The sequence below is a fragment of the Streptomyces pinistramenti genome, assembly GCF_020564935.1.
GTDB classification, from domain to species: domain Bacteria; phylum Actinomycetota; class Actinomycetes; order Streptomycetales; family Streptomycetaceae; genus Streptomyces; species Streptomyces pinistramenti.
In genome coordinates this window covers 37,152-60,942 of sequence record NZ_JAJCXB010000041.1, presented here as the reverse complement: position 1 = coordinate 60,942, position 23,791 = coordinate 37,152, and the positions used below count along the sequence as shown (strand labels likewise).

The following is a 23,791-nucleotide window of genomic DNA, read 5'->3' as shown; positions in this document are numbered from 1 at the left end:
CCGCATCCGGTGGACCGTGGTCCCACCACCTGGACATCTGCGGGTGACACTCAGGTGACGAGTGGCCGCAGGTCACGGCGTCAGGGCGGTGCCGAAGGGGAGGTTGCGGACGGCCGTGAAGGCCAGCAGCAGGGCGCCGGCCGCCCACCAGTGGACGGCGCGCGGCCGCGGCCGCGCGGTCGGCAGGCCGCGCGCCGCACGGAGTGTCCACACCACCCAGAACACGGCGCAGGCGGCGTAGCCGGCCACCGCCGGGGCGTTGGCACCGAGCGCGGTGACGAGATCGCCGTGCGCCACCGCGTGCGCGCTGCGCAGGCCGCCGCAGGCGGGGCAGTAGATGCCGGTGAGATGCAGCAGCGGGCAGACGGGGTAGTGGCCCGGGTGGTTCGGGTCGACGGCGCCGACGTAGCCGAAGGCGGCGGCGCAGGCCGCCAGGACGCCCAGGGGCGCGGTCAGTCTGCGGAGCGGGCCGCCGGACCGGGCCGGCGCGGTGGGCGCGGGGGTGCTGTCGCGGAGGGGTGCGGCGGGTTCCGGCCGGACCTGCGCCACGGATTCACTCACGCTGCGATTGTGCTGCGGCATGCGCGAAGGCGCAGCTTCTCGGCCTCCGTACGGGGCGTACGACGGGGGCCGGGGAGCGGCGCCTTCGGTGAGGTGCTGCGGTCGTGGGGCCGGGGCCCGGCGCCGGACGAGCTGCCGGTCAGCCTTCCTGCGGCTGGACCTTGGGCGCGGGCTTCGCCACGCGCTTCGGGGCCGCGCCGAGGCCGGCCACGCGCATCAGGCCACCGACGACGGCACCGAGGCCGATCAGGACCATGCCCGCCCAGAATCCGGGCACGTTCGCCATCACGATGAAGGCGCCCGCGACACAGAAGCCGATGAACGAAATGATGACGCCGGTCCATGCGGCGGGGGTGTGCCCGTGGCCACTGCTCGACATGAATGCTCCTCGTAGCTCTATCGCGCCGGGGTCGGGGCGCGGTGATACCTCGTCGTCCATTGTCACCGATGCCGGACGGGGCACGGCTACCGGGTCGGATCCTCACCGCGGTCGAGGGACTTCCAGATCTCCTCGGGGCGGTCCGGGTCCGGCACCTGCGCGGCGCGGCGCGGGCCGCGGGCGCCGCCCGCCGTGCGCTCGTAACGGCCCGACATCGCAGGCCAGTGGCGCCCGCAGAACACGGCGAGCAGCCCGGCGATCAACAGCAGTGCACCGCCCGCAAAGGTCACCCAGGGCCACAGGGTGTGCGTGACGTGATGCACATCGGTTCCGGACAGGCCGACCGCGGTGGCGGCCTTCTCGCGCAGCGCCGCATTGTCGGAGTTGCCGGCCGCCGCGGCGACCGCGATGCCCAGGCCGCTGAGCGCGAGCAGCGCGGCGACGGCGTACCGGCCGGCCCGGCGTACCGCGAAGACGGCGACCAGGGCGGCGAGGCCGACGACGGCGAGCGCGCCGGGCACGCCGGTCACGTCCGTGCCGGACACGGTGCGCGGCAGGTCGCCCTGGGCCAGGACGGCCGTGCCACGGGCCCAGGTGCGGCCGGAGGCGAGCAGTGCGAGGCCGGCACCGGCGGCGCCGAGCAGCAGCGCGGCGGCGAGGCTGCGCCGGGCACTGCGGGGCGGGGCAACGGCCGGCGCGGGCTCGGCGTCTGTACGGGGCTGGGGTGCGGCACTCACGGGTACCACTATCGCGTACGGCCCGCGGCGGCCGGGCGCGGGGTGGCCCGCACCCGGCGGCGTAGGTCAGCCGCCGAGGTGGTTGGCGGTGTGTACGGCGCGCAGCACGGCGGCCGCCTTGTTGCGGCACTCGGTGTCCTCGGCGACCGGGTCGGAGTCGGCGACGACACCGGCGCCTGCCTGCACGTACGCGGTGCCGTCGCGCAGCAGGGCGGTGCGGATCGCGATGGCGGTGTCGGAGTCGCCGGCGAAGTCGAGGTAGCCGACGCAGCCGCCGTACAGGCCGCGCCGGGTCGGCTCCAGCTCCTCGATGATCTGGAGGGCGCGCGGCTTGGGGGCGCCGGAGAGGGTGCCGGCGGGGAAGCAGGCGGTGAGCACGTCGAAGGCGGTGCGGCCGTCGGCGACGCGTCCGGTGACGGTCGAGACGATGTGCATGACGTGGCTGTAGCGCTCGACGGACATGAAGTCGACGACCTCGACGCTGCCCGGCGCGCAGACCCGGCCCAGGTCGTTGCGGCCCAGGTCGACGAGCATCAGGTGCTCGGCGCGTTCCTTGGGGTCGCCCATCAGCTCGTCGGCGAGCGCCTGGTCCTCCTGGACGGTGGCGCCGCGCGGGCGGGTGCCGGCGATGGGGTGCACCGTCGCCCGCCCGCCCTCGACCTTGACCAGCGCCTCCGGGCTGGACCCGACGACGTCCACGCCGCCCTCGAAGCGGAAGAGGTACATGTAGGGGCTGGGGTTGGTGGCCCGCAGGACGCGGTAGACGTCCAACGCGCTTGCCGTGCAGGGGGTTTCGAAGCGCTGGGAGGGCACCACCTGGAACGCCTCGCCGGCCCGGATGCGCTCCTTGACGTCCTCGACGGCCTCCTGGAACGCCTCGCCGCCCCACTTGGCGGTGAACGGCGGGAGCGCGGACGGCGGGAGCGCGGCGGCGCTCGCGGGGGCGGGCCTGGACAGGTCGTCGGCCATCGCGTCGAGCCGGGCGACCGCGTCCGCGTACGCCTCGTCGACGCCGGTGTCGAGGTCGTTGTGGTTGATGGCGTTGGCGATCAGCCAGACCGTGCCGTTCCAGTGGTCGAGGACGGCGAGGTCGGAGGTGAGCAGCATGGTCAGTTCGGGCAGTTGGAGTTCGTCGTCGGTCTGCTCGGCGATCTTCTCCAGGCGGCGCACGATGTCGTAGCCGAGGTAGCCGACCATGCCGCCGGTGAAGGGCGGCAGGCCCGCGTCCTCCAGGAGGTCGCGGGGGGTGTGCAGCGCCTCGACGGTGGCGCGCAGGGCGGCGAGCGGGTCGCCGTCGGTGGGCACGCCGACCGGCGGGGTGCCGAGCCAGTGGGCCCGGCCTTCGCGTGCGGTGAGCGTCGCGGCGCTGCGGACGCCGATGAAGGAGTAGCGCGACCACGTGCGGCCGTTCTCGGCGGACTCCAGGAGGAAGGTGCCGGGGCGTTCGTCCGCGAGTTTTCGGTAGAGCCCCACCGGGGTGTCGCCGTCGGCGAGGAGGCGCCGGGTGACGGGGATGACCCGGCGGTCCTTGGCGAGTGTGCGGAAGGTGTCGAGGTCCGGAGTGGCGGTGCCGGTGGTTCCCGTGGTCATGGCAGCGGAGCCTACTGGGCTGCGGTGGGTGCGGTGATCAGTACGTCCGCGTCGAAGCAGGTGCGGGCACCGGTGTGGCAGGCCGCGCCGACCTGGTCGACGGTGACCAGGACGGTGTCGGCGTCGCAGTCCAGGGCCACGGACCTGACGTGCTGGACGTGTCCTGATGTGTCGCCCTTCACCCAGTACTCGCGGCGGCTGCGGGACCAGTACGTGCAGCGTCCTGTGGTGAGCGTGCGGTGCAGCGCCTCGTCGTCCATCCAGCCGAGCATCAGGACCTCGCCGGTGTCGTACTGCTGGGCGATGGCGGGGACGAGGCCGTCGGGGCCGTGCTTGATGCGGGCGGCGACGGCGGGATCCAGGGCGGTGCTGCCGGGGGCGGCGGGGCCGGTGGCGGTGGTTTCGGGGGCGGGGCTGCTCATGGGGCCATTGTGCCGTGCCGGGTGGTGTCGGCGGGTGGGGCGCTCGGGGTGCGGGGCGTGCGGGGGCTGGGGGTGTGCGGCATGCTGCTTGCCATGCCGTCGCAGCAGCCGTCCGTTCCGCCTTCGGGGTGCCAGGGGCCCGGGTGTCCGGGGCCGGGGGCCGGGCCGTGTCCGGGGGCCGGGCCGTGTCCGGGGGCCGGGCCGTGTCCGGAGGGCGGGCCGTGTCCGGAGGGCGATCCGGATCGGGCGGCGAAGGTCGCCGTGGTGGTGCTGGGGGCGGTGTTCGGGGCGGCCGTGGTGGTGGCGGTGGTGCTGGGGGTTGTGCTGGGGGGATGACCGGCGGGCGGTGGTGCGGTGGTCGTGGACGGGTTCGGGGGCGCCGGGCGGGTGGGTGTGCGGTGGCGTGGCAGGGGCCGGGAGGCGGTCGTAGGCTGGCCGTATGTCGACCCATGCGAAGCGTGAACGGCTTCTCCTCGCCGACCTGTTGGAGAGCGCGGGCCCCTCGGCGCCGACGCTGTGCGCGGACTGGACGGCCCGGGATCTCGCCGCCCACGTCGTGGTGCGGGAGCGGCGTGCCGACGCGGCGGGCGGGCTCTTCGTCAAGCCGTTGGCGGCGCGTCTTGAGCGGGTGCAGGCGGAGTATGCGCAAAAGCCGTTCGACGAGCTGATCGGACTGATCAGGAGCGGGCCGCCGCGGATGTCGCCGTTCGCCCTGAAGCAGATCGACGAGGCGTCGAACACCGTCGAGTTCTACGTCCATGCCGAGGACGTGCGCCGGGCTCAGCCGGACTGGGTGCCGCGGGCGTTGGATCCCGTGTTCTCGGACGCCTTGTGGACGCGCCTGGAGAAGATGGCGCGGCTGCTGGGGCGGAAGTCGCCGGTGGGGCTGGTGCTGCGGCGACCGGATGGGCGGGTGGCGGTGGCGCGGCGAGGGGTGCCGGTGGTGACGGTGGTGGGTGAGCCGGGTGAGTTGACGTTGTTCGCGTTCGGGCGGCAGGGGGCGGCAGATGTGTCGCTGGAGGGGGATGAGGCAGCGGTGGGGCGGGTGGTTACGGCGGCTCTGGGGGTGTGAGGGGGCCGGGTGCGGTGTCGTGGTTATGAGGAGGTAGGAGGCAGGTGGGACCGGAGGATGTTCTGGAGTTCTCTGGCGGCTCGTGGGGGTGAGACGTCGCCGCGGTGGGCCATGGAGATGGTGCGGTGCATGCCGGGGGTGGCGAAGCGGGTGATGCGGAGGCCGGAGCGTTCGGCGACCATGCTGGGGACCACGGCGATGCCCAGGCCGGCGCGGGCGAAGCCGAGGACGGCGTCCATTTCGCCGCCCTCGACGGTGAAGGCCGGTTCGAAGCCGGCCGCGCGGCAGGCGGCGGTGGTGAATTCACGGAGGTCGTAGCCGCGGCGGAACATCGCCAGCGGGCGGTCGCGGAGGTCTTCGACGCGGATGCGGCGGCGGCCTGTGGGGGCGGGGGCGTCGGGGGAGGAGACCACGACGAGTTCCTCGCGGAGGAGTTCGGTGGTGGTCAGGGCGGGAGCCTGGACGGGGAGCGGCGTGATGACCAGGGCCAGGTCGAGTGCGCCGGCGGCCAGGGCGCGGACGAGGTCCTGGGAGCCGTCCTCGTTCACGATCAGGTCGACGCCGGGGTAGCGGGTGTGGAAGGCACTGAGGACGTCGGGGACGAGGGTGGCGCAGAGGCTGGGCGGGGCGCCCAGGCGCAGGCGGCCGCGGCGGAGCTGGGCGACTTCCTGGACCTCGCGGCGGGCCGTTTCGGTGTCGGCGAGGATGCGGCGGGCCAGCGGGAGGAGGGTTTCGCCGGCGTCGGTGAGGGTGATGTGGCCGCGGGCGCGGTGGAAGAGGTCGGCGCCCAACTCCCGTTCCAGGGCGCGGATCTGCTGGGAGAGGGAGGGCTGGGCGACGTGTTCGCGGTCGGCGGCGCGGGTGAAGTGGCGGGTGTCGGCGACCGCGGTGAAGTAGCGGAGCTGCTGCAGCTGCATGGTGGGGATGGTAGGCCACGATAGGCATGGGCTATCGAGATCAGCTGGTCCATGTCTTGGACTGATGAGGGTGGCGGTCCCTACCGTCAGGACTCATGGCACTGGACACTCGGACGGATCGACGGCCGTCCTTCGCGGGCCTGCTGTGGGGCTCGACCGTCGGCAAGAAGACGGCGATGGCCGTCAGCGGCGTGGTGATGCTGCTGTATCTGGTCGCGCATCTGCTGGGCAATCTCAAGATTTTCTTCGGGGCCGGGGAATTCGATGCGTACGGGCAGTGGCTGCGGACGGTGGGTGAGCCGTTTCTGCACCATGAATGGTTCCTGTGGATCGCGCGGGTGGTGCTCGTGGTGTGTGTCGTCACGCACGGGGTGGCCGCCTATCAGCTGAGCCGGCGGGATATCGCGGCCCGGCCGACGGGATATGTGCACAAGAGGCGGCGGGCGAGTTATGCCACGCGAACGATGCGGTGGGGCGGGGTCATTCTCGCGCTGTTCATCGTCTGGCACATTCTCGATCTGACGACGCTGACGGTGAACCCGCGGGCCGAGTCCGGGCATCCGTACGAGAATCTCGTCGCGAGTTTCGACCGGTGGTATGTGGCGGCCTTCTACATCGTGGCGATGCTCGCGTTGGGGCTGCACATCCGGCACGGGTTCTGGAGTGCCGCGCAGACGCTGGGAGTGGGCAGCCGTGCCCGTGACCGTGTACTGAAGACCGTCGCCGATGTTCTTGCGCTGGTGCTGACGGCGGGTTTCGTTTCCCTGCCGGTCGCCGTGCTGTGTGGATGGGTGAGTTGACATGGCTTTCAGTGATTACGAGACCGGGGATCCGGTCGTTGACGAGAAGGCTCCCGGCGGGCCGATCGCCGAGCGGTGGGACACCCGGCGATTCCAGGCGAAGCTGGTGAATCCGGCGAACCGCCGGAAGCAGAGCGTCCTCGTGGTGGGCACCGGTCTCGCCGGTGGTGCGGCGGGTGCGACGCTGGCCGAACAGGGTTATCACGTGGTGCAGTTCTGCTATCAGGATTCCCCGCGGCGGGCGCATTCGATCGCGGCGCAGGGCGGCATCAACGCGGCGAAGAACTACCGGAACGACGGGGATTCCGTGCACCGGTTGTTCTACGACACCGTGAAAGGCGGCGACTTCCGGTCACGGGAGTCGAATGTGCACCGCCTCGCGCAGGTGTCGGTGGAGATCATCGACCAGTGTGTGGCGCAGGGCGTGCCGTTCGCGCGGGAGTACGGGGGCCTTCTCGACACCCGTTCGTTCGGCGGGGTGCAGGTGTCCCGGACGTTCTACGCACGCGGGCAGACGGGCCAGCAGCTGCTGCTGGGTGCCTATCAGGCGCTGTCCCGGCAGATCGCCGCGGGGAATGTGGAGATGCATCCGCGGACCGAGATGCTGGACCTGATCGTCGTGGACGGGCGGGCCCGCGGCATCGTGGCGCGGGATCTGGTCAGCGGGCGGATCGCCACGTATTTCGGCGATGCGGTGGTCCTGGCGAGCGGGGGCTACGGCAATGTCTTCTACCTGTCGACCAACGCCATGAACTCCAATGCGACGGCCGTGTGGCGGGCGCACCGGCGGGGTGCCTACTTCGCCAATCCGTGCTTCACGCAGATCCATCCGACGTGCATTCCGCGGACCGGTGACCATCAGTCGAAGCTGACGCTGATGAGTGAGTCGCTGCGCAACGACGGCCGTATCTGGGTGCCGAAGGTGAAGGGTGACCTGCGGCCGGCCCGGGAGATTCCGGAGGACGAGCGGGACTACTACCTGGAGCGGATCTATCCGGCGTTCGGCAATCTCGTGCCGCGCGACATCGCCTCCCGGGCCGCGAAGAACGTGTGTGACGAGGGGCGCGGTGTCGGGCCCGGCGGGCAGGGCGTCTATCTGGATTTCGCGGATGCCATCGGGCGGATGGGGCGCGCCAAGGTCGAGGAGAAGTACGGGAATCTCTTCGACATGTACGAGCGGATCACCGCGGAGAATCCGTACGAGGTGCCGATGCGGATCTATCCGGCGGTGCATTACACGATGGGCGGGCTGTGGGTGGATTACGACCTGCAGACCACCGTCCCCGGCCTGTTCGCGATCGGTGAGGCCAATTTCTCCGATCACGGCGCGAACCGGCTGGGCGCTTCGGCGTTGATGCAGGGGCTGGCGGACGGCTATTTCGTCCTGCCGTCGACGATCAACGACTATCTCGCGCGGCATCCGCACGACGACGCTGTGGACGCGGGTCATCCGCAGGCGGCGGCGGTGGTGCGGCAGACGGAGGAGCGGCTGGCGCGGCTGCTGGCCGTCGACGGGGACCGTACGCCGGATTCCTTCCACCGTGAGATCGGTGAACTCATGTGGGAGTTCTGCGGGATGGCCCGGACGGAGAGCGGGCTGCGCAAGGCGCTGGAGCGGATTCCGGAGATCCGGGCCGAATTCTGGCGGCGCATCAAGGTGCCGGGCAGCGGCGAGGAGTTCAACCAGTCGCTGGAGAAGGCCAACCGGATCGTGGATTACCTGGAGTTGGCCGAGCTGATGTGCCTCGACGCGCTGCATCGCGGCGAGTCCTGCGGCGGACACTTCCGTGAGGAGTCGCAGACGCCGGACGGCGAAGCGGCCCGGCGCGACGAGGAGTTCTCGTACGCGGCCGCCTGGGAGTACCGGGCGGCCGGGGACGGCCCCAAAGACGAATCCGGCGGCCCCGGTGCGCCCGTCCTGCACAAGGAAGACCTGGTCTTCGAGTACGTCCATCCCACCCAGCGGAGCTACGCATGAAGCTCACCCTGCGCGTCTGGCGCCAGAAGAGTCCCGATGTCCCCGGCGCCATGGCCGCCTATGAAGTCGACGGTATTTCGCCGGACATGTCGTTCCTGGAGATGCTCGACACCCTCAACGAGGAGCTGATCCTCGGCGGCCAGGAGCCGGTCGCCTTCGACCACGACTGCCGCGAGGGGATCTGCGGGGCGTGCAGCCTGGTGATCAACGGCGATGCGCACGGCCCGGAGCGCACCACCACCTGCCAGCTGCACATGCGGTCCTTCCGGGACGGCGACACCATCGATGTGGAGCCGTGGCGGGCCGCGGCCTTCCCCGTCGTCAAGGACCTGGTCGTGGACCGGTCGTCGTTCGACCGGATCATCCAGGCCGGCGGCTACGTCGCCGTGCCGACCGGGGCGGCGCCCGACGCCCATGCGACGCCGGTGCCGAAGCCGGACGCCGACTTCGCCTTCGAGCACGCCGAGTGCATCGGCTGCGGCGCCTGCGTGGCGGCCTGTCCGAACGGCTCGGCGATGCTGTTCACCTCGGCGAAGGTCAACCATCTCAACGTGCTGCCGCAGGGCGCCCCGGAGCGCGAGTCCCGGGTGCTGGAGATGGTCTCCACGATGGACGACGAGGGGTTCGGCGGCTGCACCCTGGCCGGGGAGTGCGCGACGGCCTGCCCGAAGGGGATCCCGCTGTTCAGCATCACGTCGATGAACCGGGAGTTCGTGCGGGCCGCCCGCAAGCGCCGCTGACGCGGAGTCAGACCGCGGCGGTGCCGATGAGCCCTTCCCGGGTGACGAGCGCGGCGAGTTCCGGCTCGCTCAGCCCTCCGGTGCCGTCGGGCCGCCGCGGCAGGACGAGGTAGCGGCTCTCCGCGCTGGAGTCCCACACCGTGATCGCCGTGTCGTCGGGCAGATGCAGCCCGAACTCGGCGAGTACGGCGCGGGGTTCACGGACCACGCGGGAGCGGTACGCCTCGCTCTTGTACCAGGACGGCGAGGGGCCCAGCAGTCCGATGGGGTAGCAGGAACACAGGGTGCAGACGAGGACGTTGTGGGCGTGTGGGGTGTTCGCGACGACCTTGAGGCGCTGCTCCTGGATGCCGCCCTTCATCGACAGGCCCACCTCGGGCAGCGCGGCGTTGGCATCGGCCAGCAGCCGGGCGCGGAAGCCGTCGTCGCTCCAGGCGCGGGCCACGATCCGGGCTCCGTTGAGCGGGGTGGCGCCCTTGAGCATCGCGGCGAGGACCGCGTCCAGCTGGTCCTGGCCGACCACTCCGGCGTCGATCAGCCGCTCCTCCAGCCGCCTGACCCGCGCCGCCACCGGCACACTCGCGTGCTCACCGCTCATCCCGCGTCCCCTCCACCCGTTCCATGTACGACTCCCAGAGGTCGACCGTGACCTCGTGCTCTCCGGCGCCCCACAGGTCGCGGGCGGCGAAGGCGACGGTGTAGACGGGCTCCACGCGCGGCGCCGCGGCGCCCGCCGCGACCTCGTCGGCGAGCGCCCAGCGTCCCTGCATCTCGACGATCCGCCCGGTGTGCCCGCGGACGTACCGGGGCGCGCGGGTGTGCCCCGCGGGGTCGGTGGCGCGCACCCGCACCCGCTCCCCCGCCCGGAACTCAGTCACCTGTGCCCACCCCGCGGCGCTCCAGGAGCGTTTCGATGGCGGCCAGCCAGCGCTCGTAGTAGGACGCCGCCAGATAGTCGGCCGGCGGCAGCCGTTCGACGGTGTCGCGGAACTCGTCGAGGCGGTAGACGCCGTTGCGTACCAGCACGGAGTTCAGCGCGAACACCCGTGCCTCCCAGTCGGCGTGGAACGGCGGTTCGTCCGCCTCGATCTCCAGCGCCCCGAAACCCGTCTGCCCGCCCACATCATTGACCCGGCTCATGGGCGGAGCCTACGGGGACCGGCGGGCCGGGTTCAGCGGACCGGGTGCCCGGCGTCCCGGAGTGCGTCCTTGACCTGACCGATGCGCAGGTCGCCGAAGTGGAAGACGGACGCGGCGAGGACCGCGTCGGCTCCGGCGTCGACGGCGGGCGGGAAGTCGGCGAGCCGGCCGGCGCCGCCCGAGGCGATGACGGGGATGCTGACGTGCGCGCGGACCGCCCGGATCATCTCGACGTCGTAGCCGTCCTTGGTGCCGTCCGCGTCCATGGAGTTGAGGAGGATCTCGCCGGCGCCCAACTCGGCGGCGCGGTGGGCCCATTCGACGGCGTCGACGCCGGCCGGGCGGCGGCCGCCGTGCGTGGTGACCTCGAAGGAGCCGCTCTCGGTGCGGCGGGCGTCGACGGAGAGGACCAGGACCTGGCTGCCGAAGCGTTCGGCGATCTCGCGGATCAGGTCGGGACGGGCGAGGGCCGCGGTGTTGATGCCGACCTTGTCGGCGCCGGCCCGCAGCAGCTTGTCGACGTCCTCGGGGGTGCGCACGCCGCCGCCGACGGTGAGCGGGATGAAGACCTGCTCGGCGGTGCGGCGGACCACGTCGTAGGTGGTCTCGCGGTTGCCGGACGAGGCGGTGATGTCGAGGAAGGTCAGCTCGTCGGCGCCCTCCTCGCCGTAGATCTTGGCCATCTCGACGGGGTCGCCCGCGTCGCGCAGGTTCTGGAAGTTCACGCCCTTGACGACCCGGCCGTTGTCCACGTCCAGGCAGGGGATGACTCGGACCGCCAGGGTCATGGGTCACGGCTCCTTAGGAGGGTTGCTTGAAAGCTTCTAGTTCTACTTCGACCAGGACGCGGGAGTCGAGGAACCCGGAGACCACGACCAGGGTCGCGGCGGGCGGGGCGGCGCCGAACAGCTCGTGGTGGGCGCGGCCGACGGCGTCGACGTCGCGTGCGTGGGTCAGGTACATGCGGGTGCGCAGGACGTCGGCGCTGTCCAGGCCGAACGGGGTGAGGGCGGCGAGGGCGACGCCGAAGGCGGCCTTCGTCTGTTCGTAGGGGTCGCCCTCGCCCTGGAGCACGCCGTTCACCAGCGGCATGGTGCCGGCGACCAGGACGCGGTCGCCGGCCGCCACGGCGCGCGCGAAGCCGATGGCCTCTTCCCAGGAACTTCCGGTCCGTACGCGCTCGATGGTCATCACGCCGCCTTTCGGTTACACCGTCACGACACTGCTGCCAGCGCCTCTTCCAGGGTGAACGCCTTCGCATAGAGCGCCTTGCCCACGATCGCGCCCTCGACACCTTCGGGCACCAGAGCCGCGAGGGTCCGCAGGTCGTCGAGCGAGGAGACGCCGCCGGAGGCGACGACCGGCCGGTCGGTGGCCGCGCAGACGTTCTTGAGCAGTTCGACGTTGGGGCCCTGGAGGGTGCCGTCCTTGTTGATGTCGGTGACGACGTAGCGGGCGCAGCCCTCGGAGTCGAGCCGGGTCAGCGTCTCGTACAGGTCACCGCCGTCGCGGGTCCAGCCGCGGCCGCGGAGGGTCGTGCCGCGGACGTCCAGGCCCACCGCGATCTTGTCACCGTGTTCGGCGATGACCTTGGCGACCCACTCGGGGCTTTCCAGGGCCGCGGTGCCGAGGTTGACGCGGCGGCAGCCGGTGGCGAGGGCGGCGGCCAGCGAGGCGTCGTCGCGGATGCCGCCGGACAGTTCGACCTTGATGTCCATGGAGCGGGCGACCTCGGCGATCTGGGCACGGTTGTCGCCGGTGCCGAAGGCCGCGTCGAGGTCGACGAGATGCAGCCACTCGGCGCCCGCCTGCTGCCAGGCCAGGGCGGCCTGGAGGGGATCGCCGTAGGACGTCTCGGAGCCGGACTCGCCGTGCACGAGGCGGACGGCCTGGCCGTCGCGGACGTCGACGGCGGGGAGGAGTTCGAGCTTCGGGTGCATTACAGAGTCTCGATCCAATTACTCAGGAGCTGGGCACCGGCATCGCCGGACTTCTCGGGGTGGAACTGGGTGGCCCACAGCGGACCGTTCTCGACCGCGGCCACGAAGGGCTCACCGTGGGTGGCCCAGCTGACCTTGGGCGCGGTGATGTGCGGGTTGCCGACCTCCAGCTCCCACTCGCGCGCCGCGTAGGAGTGCACGAAGTAGTAGCGGGCGTCGGCGTCCAGGCCCGCGAAGAGCCGGGTGCCTTCGGCCGTGTCGACGGTGTTCCAGCCCATGTGCGGGACGACGTCGGCCTTGAGGGGGCCGACGGTGCCGGGCCACTCATCGAGGCCGTCGGTCTCCACGCCGTGCTCGATGCCGCGGGCGAAGAGGATCTGCATGCCGACGCAGATGCCCATGACCGGGCGTCCGCCGGAGAGCCGACGGTCGATGATCCACTCGCCGCGGGCCTCCCGCAGGCCCCGCATGCAGGCGGCGAACGCGCCGACGCCGGGGACCAGCAGCCCGTCGGCGTTCATCGCGCGGTCGTAGTCGCGGGTGATCTCCACGTCGGCGCCGGCGCGCGCGAGGGCGCGTTCGGCGGAGCGGACGTTACCGAAGCCGTAGTCGAAGACCACGACCTTCTTCGAAGCCGTCAATTCCACACCTCCAGCCGCATCACGCCGGCGACCAGGCACATGGCGGAGCCGATGGCGAGCAGCGTGATCAGGCTCTTGGGAAGTTTCTGCTTCCAGAAGGAGTAGACGCCGCCGATGAGGAAGAGACCGACCAGGATGAAGGCGGTCGACAGGCCGTTCACAGGGCACCCTTCGTGGAGGGGAGGATTCCGGCGGCGCGCGGGTCGCGCTCGCTCGCATAACGCAGGGCCCGTGCCAGGGCCTTGAACTGGCACTCCACGATGTGGTGGGCGTTGCGGCCGTAGGGCACGTGGATGTGCAGCGCGATCTGGGCCTGCGCGACGAACGACTCGAAGATGTGCCGGGTCATGGTCGTGTCGTAGCTGCCGATCATCGGCGCCATGTTCTCGGGCTCGGTGTGCACGAGGTAGGGGCGGCCGGAGAGGTCGACGGTGACCTGGGCGAGCGACTCGTCCAGCGGGACGGTGCAGTTGCCGAAGCGGTAGATGCCCACCTTGTCGCCGAGGGCCTGCCGGAAGGCGGTGCCCAGCGCGAGGGCGGTGTCCTCGATGGTGTGATGGGTGTCGATGTGCAGGTCGCCGTCGGTCTTGACCGTGAGGTCGAAGAGGCCGTGCCGGCCGAGCTGGTCGAGCATGTGGTCGTAGAAGCCGACCCCGGTCGACACGTCGACCTGGCCGGTGCCGTCGAGGTCGATCTCGACCAGTACCGACGTTTCCTTGGTTGTGCGCTCCACGCGTCCCACGCGGGTCATCGCTGGTTCTCCTTCGAGCTGCGTTCTGTGAACAGCGCGCGCACCGCGTCGAGGAACGCGTCGTTCTCGGCCGGGGTGCCCGCGGTGACCCGCAGCCATCCCGGTACTCCGTTGTCCCGGACCAGTACGCCGTGGTCGAGGAGGGCCTGCCAGGCGACGTGCGCGTCGTCGAAGCGGCCGAACTGCACGAAGTTGGCGTCGGACGCGACGACGTCGCAGCCGATCGCGCGCAGCTCGGTGACCAGGCGGTCCCGCTCGGCCTTGAGCTGCTGGACGTACTTCAGGAGGGTATCGGTGTGCTCCAGGGCGGCGAGCGCGGTGGCCTGGGTGACCGACGAGAGGTGGTACGGGAGGCGAACCAGCTGCACGGCGTCGACGACGGCGGGGTCGGCGGCCAGGTAGCCGAGGCGCAGTCCCGCGGCGCCGAACGCCTTGGACATGGTCCGCGAGACGACGAGGTTCGGGCGGCCCTCGATCAGCGGGAGCAGCGAGGGGCGGTGGCTGAACTCGCCGTACGCCTCGTCGACGACGACGAGGGCGCCCGCGGCGGATGCCTTGGCGGCCTGGGCGGCGTCGTGGAGCGCGAGGACGGTCTCGGCGTCGACGGCGGTGCCGGTGGGGTTGTTGGGCGAGCAGATGAAGACCACGTCGGGCCGGTGCGCGGCGATCTCGGCGCGGGCCGCGTCGACGTCGATGGTGAAGTCGTCGTTGCGGGCTCCGGAGATCCAGCCGGTGCCGGTGCCGCGCGAGATCAGCGCGTGCATGGAGTACGACGGTTCGAAGCCGAGGGCGGTGCGGCCGGGGCCGCCGAAGGTCTGCAGCAGCTGCTGGATGACTTCGTTGGAGCCGTTGGCGGCCCAGACCTGGGCGGTGGTGACGTGGTGGCCGCCGGTGCGGGAGAGGTACGCGGCGAGGCCGGTGCGCAGTTCGACCGCGTCCCTGTCGGGGTAGCGGTTGAGGTTCCTGGCGGCCTCGGTGACGCGTTCCGCGATCCGCTGGACCAGCGGCTCGGGCAGCGGATAGGGGTTCTCGTTGGTGTTCAGACGCACCGGGACGTCGAGCTGCGGTGCGCCGTAGGGCGACTTGCCGCGCAGTTCGTCCCGGATGGGGAGATCGTCGATGCGGGTCGCAGCGGGGGTGCGGGTCACGTGCCTGCTCACTTGTTCTGTGGGACCTTCCAGCCGAACCTTGCCTTCAGCGCGGCGCCGTGGGCCGGGAGGTCCTCGGCCTCGGCGAGGGTCACCACATGGTGGGCGACCTCGGCCAGCGCGTCGCGGGAGTAGTCCACGACATGGATGCCGCGCAGGAAGGACTGCACGGACAGGCCCGATGAGTGGCAGGCGCAGCCGCCGGTGGGCAGGACGTGGTTGGAGCCCGCGCAGTAGTCGCCGAGCGAGACCGGGGCGTAGGGGCCGACGAAGACCGCGCCGGCGTTGCGGACCCGGGCGGCGACGGCCGTGGCGTCGGCGGTCTGGATCTCCAGGTGCTCGGCTCCGTAGGCGTCGACGACCTTCAGGCCCTCGTCGACGCCGTCGACGAGGACGATCGCGGACTGCTGCCCGGCCAGTGCCGCGGTGATCCGTTCGACGTGCTTGGTGGCGGCGACCTGCGGTGCGAGGGCGGCCTCGACGGCGTCGGCGAGCGCGGGCGAGTCGGTGACCAGGACGGCGGCCGCCAGGGTGTCGTGCTCGGCCTGGCTGATCAGGTCGGATGCGACGTGCTCGGGGTCGGCGGTGGCGTCGGCGAGCACCGCGATCTCGGTGGGCCCGGCCTCGGCGTCGATGCCGATCCGGCCCTTGAGCAGGCGCTTGGCGGAGGCGACGAAGATGTTGCCGGGGCCGGTGACGAGGTTGACCGGGCGGCATTCGTCGGTGCCGTAAGCGAACATCGCGATGGCCTGGGCGCCGCCGGCCGCGTAGACCTCGTCGACGCCGAGCAGCGCGCAGGCGGCGAGGATCGTCGGGTGCGGCAGGCCGTCGAATTCCTTCTGCGGCGGGGAGGTGACGGCGATGCCCTCGACGCCGGCTTCCTGGGCCGGGACGACGTTCATCACGACGGACGACGGGTAGACCGCCAGCCCGCCGGGGACGTACAGGCCGACCCGCTCGACCGGCACCCAGCGTTCGGTGACCGTGCCGCCGGGGACGACCTTGGTGGTGGTGTCCGTGCGGCGCTGTTCGCGGTGGACGATCCGGGCGCGCCGGATGGACTCCTCCAGGGCGGCGCGGACGGCCGGGTCGAGTTCCTTCAGGGCCCGGTCCAGCGCGTCGGCCGGGACGCGTACCCGCTCGATCTCGACACCGTCGAACCGCCGCGCGTAGTCGATCAGCGCGGCGGTGCCGCGATGGCGCACGTCCTCGCAGATGGGCCGCACCTTCTCCAGGGCGGCTTCCACGTCGAACTCGGCACGGGGCAGCAGGTCGCGCAGGGCGCCGCCCTCGGGAAGGGCGTCACCGCGCAGATCGATTCGGGAGATCACCCTCCCAGTGTCTCAGACCGGCTCCCGCGTCCCGCCGCCCGTATCACTGAGTGATACAACGCGCCGCACGGTCAGGAGATGCCGGCCGAAGTTGACCGGAGTTGGCCCTGACCGCGCGTGTTCAGGCGCTCACCGGGCGGGAATGGGCCTGGTACAGGCGTACGCAGGCCCGTACACGACCGGTACGGATGGCGGCGGGATGCGCCGGATCCGTACGGAGACAGGGAGGGGGAACCCGCAGTGACCGAGCCCGGGGACGGCGACGCGCCGGCCGATCTGCAGCTGACATCGGCGGAATGGAGCATGTGGCAGGCGTTTCGCAACGGCAGCACCTGCGATCTGCACATCGGGGATCCGGCCCGGGACGATCCGCACGGACAGCATCTGTGGGGGCCCGACCGCCGGGTGCGGGCCCGTGTGGTGGCGCTGCTGCTGCTGGACGGGCCGCCGCCGCAGCCGGGCCGGGTGCCCGCGCTCAAGCTCACCGGCGCGTACATCACCGACATCCTCGACCTCGCGGGCGGTGCGATCAAGCCATTCGTGGAGCTGCGGGACTGCCGCTTCGAGGGCGAGGTGGTGCTGCCGGAGAGCCGTTTCACGACGCTGCGGATGGTGAACTGCGCGATACCCCGGGTGGAGGCGGCGCGGCTGCAGACCGAGGGCGATCTGCATCTGCCGCGCTGCGTGGTGCATTCCGGCATCCGGCTGACCGACGCGCACATCGGCACGGACCTGCTGCTCAACCAGATCGTGGTGCACAAGGACCGGCAGGGCAGGTCGATCATGGCGGACGGGCTGACCGTCGCCCAGGACCTCCAGGCCGAGATGATGGAGTCGTACGGCGAGCTGTCGCTGCGCGGCGCGACCGTGGGCGTATCGCTCAGCCTGCGCGGCAGCCGGCTGAGCAATCCCTTCGGCCGCCGGGCGCTGAACGCCCCGCAGCTGACCGTCGAGCGGACCCTGCACCTGACCGCGGCCGGCCTGGCGAACTCGCCGTTCTCCAGCAGTGCCACTCCCCCGTACGGCACCCCGCACACCCCCGCCCGCGGCACCCGTATGCAGCGCTTCGAGTGCGAGGGCGGGATGCGGCTGGACGACGGGCGGTTCGGGGACGCGGTCGATCTGGAGCACGCGCGGTTCATCATGGAGTCCGACCAGGAGCTGTCGCTGCGCCGCATCCAGACGCCGGAGCTGCGGTTCCTCGGGGAGCGTCCGCAGCGTGGCCGGGTCATCCTCTCCGGCGCCCGGGTCGTCAACCTCGTCGACAAGTCGGCCAGCTGGCCGGGGCTCGGCGGGCTGTGGATGGCCGGTTTCTCCTACGAGACGCTGATACCGCACGGGCACTTCCCACTGGCGCTGCGGCTCCAGTGGGTGGCCGCTGCGACGCCGGAGTACGCGCCGGAGCCGTACGAGATGCTCGCCACGGCGCTGCGCGTCAGCGGTGAGGACGCCGGCGCCCGTGAGGTGCTGCTGGCCAAGCAGCGGCGGCGCCGGGAGACGCTGCCGCTGGCCGCCAAGGCGTGGGGGTTCCTCCAGGACTGGACGGTGGCCTACGGCTACCGGCCGGGCCGGGCCGCGGTGTGGATGGCGATCCTGTGGGCGATCGGCACGGCGTACTTCTCCCACTCGCCGCCCCCGCCGATGAAGCCGGACGAGGCACCGTCGTGGAACCCGTATCTGTACGCGCTGGATCTGCTGCTGCCGGTGATCGATCTCAATCAGGGGACCGCGTGGAAGCCGTCGGGCGAGGCGCAGTGGGTGGCCGCCGTCATGATCATCACGGGGTGGATCCTGGCCACGACGGTCGCCGCGGGCGCCTCGCGGCTGCTGCGGCGGCAGTAGCGGAGCCGGTGGCGCGAAGGCTCCCGGGCATCGCGCCCCGGCGTCCGCCGTCCGGGCGCGGGAGCGGAGGCGTGGCCTCCGCCCGGGGGGCGGGCACGACGCCGGACGCACTCCTCTAGGCTTACCGGCTGTGACCTCCGTGCGCCTGCCGCTCTTCCCGCTGAACTCGGTGCTGTTCCCGGGACTCGTACTCCCGCTGAACGTGTTCGAGTCGCGGTACCGGGCGATGATGCGCGACCTCGACGCGCTCCCCGAGGACGACCGCCGTTTCGGCGTGATCGCGATCAGGGACGGCCGCGAGGTCGCGCCCACCGCCCAGGGCATGCCGGACGCGACGGTGCCGGCCGCCGAAGGCCCCGCCGCGGGCTTCGGCGACGAACCGATGGCGGCCTTCCACGCCGTGGGCTGCCTCGCGGACGCGGCAACCATCCGGGCCAAGTCTTCGGACGACGACACCGGCTACGAGGTGCTGGCCACCGGCACCACCCGCTTCCGGCTGCTGTCCGTGGACGCGTCGGGCCCGTATCTGACCGCCGAGATGGAAGAGCTGGACGAGGAGCCGGGGGACGGCGCGGGCACCCTCGCCGCCGGTGTCGTGCGGGCGTTCCGCACCTACCAGAAGCGGCTGGCCTGGGCGAACGAGCGGACGCTTTCCAGCGGCCAGGACCTGCCCGCCGATCCGTCGGTGCTGTCGTATCTGGTCGCCGCGGCCGCCGTCCTGGACGTGCCGGCCAAGCAGCGGCTGCTGGAGGCACCGGACACCGCGGCCCGGCTCGGCCAGGAGCTGAAAGTCCTTCGCCAGGAGTCGGCGGTGCTCGGCAAGCTCCCCTCGCTGCCGGCCGTGGACCTGACCCGGCAGCCGACCAGCCCCAACTGACGTACGCCCGGCGGCATACCGACGTTGCCACCCCACCGACCCAAGGCACCTCACGTTGTCCAAGAAGCCGAAGAAGGCCCGGCAGCAGGACCGGCCGGGCGCAGCGGGCGGCACCCCCGCGACCGTCGTACTGGCCGCGTCCGGCGTGCCCTTCACCCTCCACTCCTACGTGCACGACCCGGCCGCCCCGTCCTACGGCGAAGAGGCGGCCGAGGCGCTCGGAGTGGCGCCCGAGCAGGTGTTCAAGACGCTGCTGGCCGAGGTGGACGGCGCCCTGACGGTCGCGGTGGTGCCGGTGTCCGGTGCCCTCGATCTCAAGGCGCTGGCGGCCGCGGTGGGCGGCAAGCGCGCCGCGATGGCCGATCCGGCGGCCGCCGAGCGCAGCACGGGATACGTACGCGGCGGGATCTCGCCGCTGGGGCAGCGCAAGCGGCTGCGGACGGTCGTGGACGCCTCGGCCGAGGGCCGGGCGACGGTCTGTGTGTCGGCGGGCCGGCGCGGCCTGGAGGTCGAGCTGGCCCCCGCCGACCTGGTCGCCCTCACGGGGGCGCTGGTCGCGCCGATCGCGCGCGGCTGAACGGAGGCCGGGGGCGGCTCAGACGCCCGGCGGCCGCTGCTCGTGCGGGTCGGGCCAGTGCGCCGCGAACATCTCCGGCTCCGGGTCGCGCGGCCCGAACAGCCCGGTCAGTGCCAGCTGCGCCACCATCGCCCCGACCGGCCAGCCCAGCAGCACGCCCATGGCCTGCAACCGGAGCGGTCCGTCGAAGGTCACTCCGGTACCGACCTGCTTGGCGTGCGCGACGACGTCGTCGGTCGGGCCGAGCGTCATACCGAGCTGCCAGCCCAGCACGGCGCCCAGGAGTCCGCCGACGACCAGGGCGACCACCAGCGGGATGCCGCCGCGCCTGCGGAAGAGGAAGACCACGGCGCCGCTGACGAGGCCGAAGCCGAGGGAGAGCAGCAGGAAGGTGCCGTCGGCGCCGATCGCCTCCTCGCCCTCGGTGTTCTTGAGGTAGACGTTGCGGGTGTCGGCGACCAGCGGAATGTGCGGCGCCAGCCAGGCCCACAGCACGCCGAGCAGCGCGCCGCTGACCGCCAGCGCCAGCGCGATCACCGCGGCGTCGCGCATCTCGCGGCCGAACGGCGGGTCGTCGGCGCCGGACGGCGGGTGGGCGGGCAGGTCGGCCGAGGACCCGGTGGCGGGCGCGGCCCAGGGATTCTGCGGCTCTTCGGACGGTTCGTTGTCGGGCGTCAGCGGTGCGGTCACCCCGTCATCGTGCCAGGTGGGCGGGGTGCTGTCGGCAGCAGGACGGCGGTCGGGTGCTGCGGCGCCGGTCAGCGGCTCGCCGCCCGGCGGAAGGCCCAGGTCGCGAGCGCGAGCGAGAGCAGTCCGACGGCGGCGCAGACCCCCAGGTCGGCACCGACCGCGAACCAGTCCGGGTGCGGTTCGAAGGTGCGCGACAGCGCCTCCACGCCATAGGTGGAGGGCAGCAGATCGCGGGCGTAGCCGATCACCGTCGGCATCCGCTCGGCCGGCAGCACACCCAGCAGCAGCGCGGCCGACATGCCCAACTGGCCGCAGAGGGTGGCGAGTTCCTGGCGCGGGGCGAGCAGGCCGAGGAAGGCGCCGAGGCCCGACAGGGCCGCGCCCGCCAGCGGGAGCACGGCGGCCAGTACCCAGAGGTTGGCCATCGGCAGCTGGAAGAGGCCGCAGCCGACGAGGGCGGTCACCACCGTCCCCGGCACCGTGAACGAGGCGTACGCGCCGGCCGCGCCGAGCACCACGGCGGCCGGCGGCACCGGCAGCGTCGCGTAGTGGTCGAGGCCGCCGCCGGCCCTGAGCTGCCCGAAGTACTGGGCCAGGAGGTTGAGCGCGACGAACGCGACGACCAGCACGCTGGATCCGGAGACCACGGCGCGGGCCTCTTCGGTGCTGTCGACCACGCCGCGCATCAGGACCATGATCCCGACGGACTGGAAGGTGGCGACGAACAGCAGCGGAATCCGCGCGACCCGGGCCCGGGAGAGCTGGGCGCGGTAGACGGCGCCGAGCGCGGGCAGCAGCCGGGCGCGCGGCGCCAGCGTGGCCGCCGGGCCGTACCCGTCGCGCTCCCCGGCGCCCGGGGGCACCGCACCGGCCTCGGCCACCGCCTGCACGGGAACCACACTCACGCGTTCATCCTGCCTTCCTCGGTACGGCGGTACGGCGTCACGGCCCGTCGCCGGGGGTGCGCGGCGCGCCGCGTCCCGCTGCCGCCCGGCCTGCGTCCGCCGTGCCTCACGCCTTGACCAGCCCCTCGGAGCGGCCGCCGAGCGCGAGGTAGACATCCTCCAGGCTCGGGGTGGCCAGCGTGAAATCGTCCAGGGCGGCGAAGGCGGCGCCCGAGGTGACCGCGGCGACCGCGGCGCGGGCCTCGTCGGCGGGCAGCCGCAGGGTCCAGCGGCGCCCCGATGCACGGGCCGCCGAGCGCAGCGCGGCGACCTCGGGGACATCGAGCGGCGGCCGGTCGCGCCACACCAGCTCCAGCCGCACCTCGTCGCTCACCCGTTCCTTCAGCCCGCCGGGTGTGTCGCAGGCGATCAGCTGTCCCCTGTCGATCACCGCGACCCGGTCGAGGACGCTCTCGGCCTCCAGGACGTTGTGCGTCACCAGCAGGACGGTCGCGCCGCGCTCGGCCCGGCGGCGGTCGACGGCGGCCCAGACGGCGCGCCGGGCGACCGGATCCATGCCGGTGGTCGGCTCGTCCAGGACCAGCAGCGGCCGCTCGCCGGTCAGGACGGTGGCGAAGCAGGCAAGACGGCGCTGCCCGCCGGAGAGCTTCTTCAGGGGGCGGCCGGCCAGCTCTTCCAGGCCCAGTTCGCCGAGGATCGCGTCCCGCTCGGCGCGTGCCCTGCGCGGGTCGAGGCCGCGCAGCCGGCCGGTGGTCTCCACGGCCAGGGAGACGGTCATCTCGTCCAGGGCGGTGGATTCCTGCCCGAGGTAGCCGAGCAGCCGGGCGGCGCGTTCGGGGTGGCGCACCACGTCGTGGCCGAGGATCCGGACGCTGCCCGCGTCGGGCCGCAGCAGTCCGGTCAGCTGGCGTACCAGGGTGGACTTGCCGGCGCCGTTGGGGCCGAGCAGGCCGAAGATCTCGCCGCGGTGGACATCCAGGGTGATGCCGTCGCTGGCTCGTACGGCAGGCGCCTGTGCCGCCCCGCGGCGCCCGCGCATCGCGGGGTACGTCTTGACCAGGTCCCGCACGGCGCACACCGTCTCGCCGCGGTCCGCCTGTTTTGCGCCCGTCCTCACGAGCTATGAGGGTACGCGTCCCCGGCCCGCCACCGGCCCGCGGGGCGGCGGTGACAGGGCCTCGGGGGCCGGGGGTGCGCGCGGGTCAGTCTGCGACCGGTGCGTGTTCGGCGGCGGTGCGCAGGTCCACCTCGCGCCAGAAGCCGGCCCTGATCGCGTACCGGTCGTGCTCGTCGATCTGGTCGTCCTTGTGGGCGAGCAGCCCGAAGCGGGCGGCGTAGCGCAGGAGTTCACCGTCGATGCGGTGCGGGATGCGGGGGTATTCGGTCGAGAGCAGCTGGAGATGGCTGGTGCCAGAGAGCCGGTCGGTCCAGCGCCTGGCGAAGACCTGGCCGACCTCGAACGGGTCGCCGCTGACAGCGGTGATGTCCTCCTCGCGGTCGGCCCAGCGCTGTTCGGCGCTGGTCAGCTGGGCGAGGGTGGGCAGCAGCGCGGTCTCGGACGGCTCGCCGACCGGGCCGCCGCGCTCCACCCAGCCCTTGTCCGACGACCAGCGCAGGGTGGCGCTGGGGGCGGGCAGCTGGGGCGCGGCCGGCGTCGGGGAGGCGCCGGACGCGCGGCCGAGCCCGGCGAGGTCCTTGGGGGTGGGGACGCCTTTGGTGGTGCCCGAGCCGTTCTCGCTCGCGGCCGCGGCCCCGTCGTGTTCGGCCGCCGGCCGGGCGCTGCCGTTGCTGCCGCCGTGCCGTTCGCGGCTGTCTTCGGCGGTGTCGGGCCCGGAGGCGGAGGCCGCGGCGGCGGCTGCGGCGACCGCGGATTCGGGGAGGGGCGCGGAGAGGATGGCGGCGATCTCCGGGCGGGGCACCGGCGGCGGGGCGCAGGGGCCGCCCAGTTCCTTGGCGCGTACCGCGCGGGTGATCCAGGCGCGGTCCAGGACGCGGCGTTCGTCGGCCTCGGCGACGAGATCCTCGGACTGGTTGTAGTCGCCGTCGGCGGCCTGCACGGCCCAGAGATGGACGGCGACGCCGTGTTCCTTCGCGGACATCAGTCCGGGCAGCAGGTCGCCGTCGCCGGTGACCAGGACGATGTCGGAACAGGCGCGGTTGCGGGCGAGTTCGGTCAGTTCGGCGTGCATGGCCGCGTCCACGCCCTTCTGCGCCCAGCGTCCGTCGCTGCGGGTCAGTGCGCCGAGCCGGACGGTGACCCGGGGCATCACGCGCAGCCTGCGGTGTTCGGGCTGGGGGACGCGGTCGGGGGCGCCGTCGAACCAGTAGATGCGCAGCAGCGGCTGTTCGGTGTCGGCCTCGGCACGTTGGCGCAGGCCCTGGATGAGGGCGGCGTGATCGACGGTGATCCGGGACCGGGCGGGTTCTCCTGCCAGCAGGCTCGCAGCGGCGCCGAGCAAGTATCCGGCGTCCACCAGGACGACGCAGCGATCCATGTTCCACCCTCTTCCCTGAGGTGCTGAAGTCCGGTCGCCCCCCGACTCGGGCCTGTGGCGCGAGTTTCCTTCGGGTTTACCTTCGAGTCTGCCCGACCGTACGGGGGTTATCTGCCCGAACTCGATCATCGGCGTGGCGGATTCGGCGGCTCCGCGGGCGGGGCCGGGCACTTACCCTTCTCACTCATGGTAATTGCCCGAAATGCAGGGTGGTGTCCGGCATGTAACTCTGGTCGCGGCCCCGATCCCAGGATCCCC

At 72.3% G+C, this 23,791-nt stretch carries 28 protein-coding genes; 7 read left to right on the top strand and 21 right to left on the bottom strand.

Annotated elements, in window-relative coordinates; all coding sequences use genetic code 11:
- Window positions 1-72 precede the first annotated feature (72 nt).
- The 5 genes from LIU39_RS24600 to hisI all read right to left on the bottom strand — a co-directional run bounded on the left by LIU39_RS24600 (window position 73) and on the right by hisI (window position 3,689).
- The gene (locus tag LIU39_RS24600; RefSeq protein WP_264483192.1) at window positions 73-582 is read right to left on the bottom strand and encodes a DUF2752 domain-containing protein; all 510 of its coding nucleotides are present in this window, start codon (window positions 580-582) and stop codon (window positions 73-75) included.
- A gap of 118 nt (window positions 583-700) precedes the next feature.
- The gene (locus LIU39_RS24595) at window positions 701-940 is read right to left on the bottom strand and encodes an HGxxPAAW family protein (RefSeq protein ID WP_227049048.1); all 240 of its coding nucleotides are present in this window, start codon (window positions 938-940) and stop codon (window positions 701-703) included.
- 86 nt (window positions 941-1,026) lie between these two features.
- On the bottom strand, window positions 1,027-1,677 hold the full coding sequence (locus tag LIU39_RS24590; RefSeq protein ID WP_227049047.1) for a TIGR02234 family membrane protein: 651 nt from the start codon (window positions 1,675-1,677) through the stop codon (window positions 1,027-1,029).
- 66 nt (window positions 1,678-1,743) lie between these two features.
- A complete protein-coding gene (locus LIU39_RS24585) occupies window positions 1,744-3,267 on the bottom strand; it encodes an anthranilate synthase component I (protein WP_227049046.1) in 1,524 nt (507 codons plus the stop codon).
- An 11-nt stretch (window positions 3,268-3,278) separates the two neighbouring features.
- Complete coding sequence (gene hisI, locus LIU39_RS24580) at window positions 3,279-3,689, bottom strand: phosphoribosyl-AMP cyclohydrolase (RefSeq protein ID WP_227049045.1); 411 nt, start codon at window positions 3,687-3,689, stop codon at window positions 3,279-3,281.
- Between the two features lie 439 nt (window positions 3,690-4,128).
- On the opposite strand from hisI, the gene LIU39_RS24575 reads away from it, so the two are divergent.
- Window positions 4,129-4,761: a TIGR03085 family metal-binding protein gene (locus LIU39_RS24575; protein ID WP_227049044.1), complete on the top strand. Its 633-nt coding sequence runs from the start codon at window positions 4,129-4,131 to the stop codon at window positions 4,759-4,761.
- A gap of 23 nt (window positions 4,762-4,784) precedes the next feature.
- On the opposite strand, the gene LIU39_RS24570 is transcribed toward LIU39_RS24575, so the two are convergent.
- Window positions 4,785-5,678 carry a LysR family transcriptional regulator gene (locus LIU39_RS24570; protein WP_227049043.1) on the bottom strand — a complete coding sequence of 298 codons (894 nt, stop codon included), beginning with the start codon at window positions 5,676-5,678 and terminating at the stop codon, window positions 4,785-4,787.
- A 95-nt stretch (window positions 5,679-5,773) separates the two neighbouring features.
- Here LIU39_RS24570 and LIU39_RS24565 point away from each other — a divergent pair, with 95 nt between their 5' ends.
- From LIU39_RS24565 to LIU39_RS24555, 3 genes are read left to right on the top strand one after another with little or no spacing between them, the layout of a single operon-like run.
- Complete coding sequence (locus tag LIU39_RS24565; protein ID WP_227049042.1) at window positions 5,774-6,478, top strand: succinate dehydrogenase cytochrome b subunit; 705 nt, start codon at window positions 5,774-5,776, stop codon at window positions 6,476-6,478.
- Between the two features lies 1 nt (window position 6,479).
- On the top strand, window positions 6,480-8,456 hold the full coding sequence (locus LIU39_RS24560) for a fumarate reductase/succinate dehydrogenase flavoprotein subunit (RefSeq protein WP_227049041.1): 1,977 nt from the start codon (window positions 6,480-6,482) through the stop codon (window positions 8,454-8,456).
- Complete coding sequence (locus LIU39_RS24555; RefSeq protein ID WP_227049040.1) at window positions 8,453-9,196, top strand: succinate dehydrogenase/fumarate reductase iron-sulfur subunit; 744 nt, start codon at window positions 8,453-8,455, stop codon at window positions 9,194-9,196. The genes LIU39_RS24560 and LIU39_RS24555 overlap by 4 nt, the downstream gene beginning before the upstream one ends.
- 7 nt (window positions 9,197-9,203) lie before the next feature.
- Here the strand turns inward: LIU39_RS24555 and LIU39_RS24550 are convergent, their stop codons facing one another.
- From LIU39_RS24550 to hisD, 11 genes are read right to left on the bottom strand one after another with little or no spacing between them, the layout of a single operon-like run.
- Entirely contained in the window at window positions 9,204-9,794 is a 591-nt protein-coding gene (locus LIU39_RS24550) for a nitrile hydratase subunit alpha (protein ID WP_227049039.1), read from the bottom strand.
- Window positions 9,784-10,074 (bottom strand): SH3-like domain-containing protein, encoded by a 291-nt coding sequence (locus LIU39_RS24545; RefSeq protein WP_308409414.1) that lies wholly within the window; start codon window positions 10,072-10,074, stop codon window positions 9,784-9,786. The genes LIU39_RS24550 and LIU39_RS24545 overlap by 11 nt, the downstream gene beginning before the upstream one ends.
- Window positions 10,067-10,336: an SH3-like domain-containing protein gene (locus LIU39_RS24540; protein WP_227049038.1), complete on the bottom strand. Its 270-nt coding sequence runs from the start codon at window positions 10,334-10,336 to the stop codon at window positions 10,067-10,069. Before LIU39_RS24540 ends, LIU39_RS24545 begins: the two co-directional genes overlap by 8 nt.
- Window positions 10,337-10,368: 32 nt before the next feature.
- Window positions 10,369-11,124 (bottom strand): imidazole glycerol phosphate synthase subunit HisF, encoded by a 756-nt coding sequence (gene hisF / locus LIU39_RS24535; protein ID WP_227049037.1) that lies wholly within the window; start codon window positions 11,122-11,124, stop codon window positions 10,369-10,371.
- Window positions 11,125-11,137: 13 nt separating this feature from the next.
- On the bottom strand, window positions 11,138-11,527 hold the full coding sequence (locus tag LIU39_RS24530) for a RidA family protein (RefSeq protein ID WP_227049036.1): 390 nt from the start codon (window positions 11,525-11,527) through the stop codon (window positions 11,138-11,140).
- Window positions 11,528-11,550: 23 nt separating this feature from the next.
- The gene (gene priA / locus LIU39_RS24525) at window positions 11,551-12,276 is read right to left on the bottom strand and encodes a bifunctional 1-(5-phosphoribosyl)-5-((5-phosphoribosylamino)methylideneamino)imidazole-4-carboxamide isomerase/phosphoribosylanthranilate isomerase PriA (protein ID WP_227049035.1); all 726 of its coding nucleotides are present in this window, start codon (window positions 12,274-12,276) and stop codon (window positions 11,551-11,553) included.
- A complete protein-coding gene (gene hisH / locus LIU39_RS24520) occupies window positions 12,276-12,923 on the bottom strand; it encodes an imidazole glycerol phosphate synthase subunit HisH (protein ID WP_227049034.1) in 648 nt (215 codons plus the stop codon). The genes priA and hisH overlap by 1 nt, the downstream gene beginning before the upstream one ends.
- A complete protein-coding gene (locus LIU39_RS24515) occupies window positions 12,914-13,078 on the bottom strand; it encodes a CG2302 family histidine operon protein (protein WP_227049033.1) in 165 nt (54 codons plus the stop codon). The genes hisH and LIU39_RS24515 overlap by 10 nt, the downstream gene beginning before the upstream one ends.
- Window positions 13,075-13,668, bottom strand: coding sequence for an imidazoleglycerol-phosphate dehydratase HisB (gene hisB / locus LIU39_RS24510; protein ID WP_227049032.1), 594 nt, complete (start codon window positions 13,666-13,668; stop codon window positions 13,075-13,077). The genes LIU39_RS24515 and hisB overlap by 4 nt, the downstream gene beginning before the upstream one ends.
- Window positions 13,665-14,828, bottom strand: a complete 1,164-nt coding sequence (locus LIU39_RS24505; RefSeq protein ID WP_227049031.1) for a histidinol-phosphate transaminase — start codon at window positions 14,826-14,828, stop codon at window positions 13,665-13,667. The genes hisB and LIU39_RS24505 overlap by 4 nt, the downstream gene beginning before the upstream one ends.
- Window positions 14,825-16,147 (bottom strand): histidinol dehydrogenase, encoded by a 1,323-nt coding sequence (gene hisD, locus LIU39_RS24500; protein ID WP_227049030.1) that lies wholly within the window; start codon window positions 16,145-16,147, stop codon window positions 14,825-14,827. Before hisD ends, LIU39_RS24505 begins: the two co-directional genes overlap by 4 nt.
- 240 nt (window positions 16,148-16,387) lie before the next feature.
- On the opposite strand from hisD, the gene LIU39_RS24495 reads away from it, so the two are divergent.
- The 3 genes from LIU39_RS24495 to ybaK all read left to right on the top strand — a co-directional run bounded on the left by LIU39_RS24495 (window position 16,388) and on the right by ybaK (window position 19,443).
- Entirely contained in the window at window positions 16,388-17,989 is a 1,602-nt protein-coding gene (locus tag LIU39_RS24495; RefSeq protein WP_227049029.1) for an oxidoreductase, read from the top strand.
- Window positions 17,990-18,119: 130 nt separating this feature from the next.
- The gene (locus LIU39_RS24490) at window positions 18,120-18,866 is read left to right on the top strand and encodes an LON peptidase substrate-binding domain-containing protein (RefSeq protein WP_227049028.1); all 747 of its coding nucleotides are present in this window, start codon (window positions 18,120-18,122) and stop codon (window positions 18,864-18,866) included.
- Window positions 18,867-18,921: 55 nt separating this feature from the next.
- On the top strand, window positions 18,922-19,443 hold the full coding sequence (gene ybaK, locus LIU39_RS24485; RefSeq protein WP_227049027.1) for a Cys-tRNA(Pro) deacylase: 522 nt from the start codon (window positions 18,922-18,924) through the stop codon (window positions 19,441-19,443).
- Window positions 19,444-19,461: 18 nt separating this feature from the next.
- Here the strand turns inward: ybaK and LIU39_RS24480 are convergent, their stop codons facing one another.
- From LIU39_RS24480 to LIU39_RS24465, 4 genes are all read right to left on the bottom strand, one after another.
- Entirely contained in the window at window positions 19,462-20,133 is a 672-nt protein-coding gene (locus LIU39_RS24480; RefSeq protein ID WP_227049026.1) for an ABC transporter permease, read from the bottom strand.
- A gap of 68 nt (window positions 20,134-20,201) precedes the next feature.
- Complete coding sequence (locus LIU39_RS24475; protein WP_372464029.1) at window positions 20,202-21,038, bottom strand: ABC transporter permease; 837 nt, start codon at window positions 21,036-21,038, stop codon at window positions 20,202-20,204.
- A gap of 106 nt (window positions 21,039-21,144) precedes the next feature.
- Window positions 21,145-22,155: an ABC transporter ATP-binding protein gene (locus LIU39_RS24470; protein WP_227049025.1), complete on the bottom strand. Its 1,011-nt coding sequence runs from the start codon at window positions 22,153-22,155 to the stop codon at window positions 21,145-21,147.
- 85 nt (window positions 22,156-22,240) lie between these two features.
- Window positions 22,241-23,533 carry an NYN domain-containing protein gene (locus LIU39_RS24465; RefSeq protein ID WP_227049024.1) on the bottom strand — a complete coding sequence of 431 codons (1,293 nt, stop codon included), beginning with the start codon at window positions 23,531-23,533 and terminating at the stop codon, window positions 22,241-22,243.
- Window positions 23,534-23,791 lie beyond the last annotated feature (258 nt).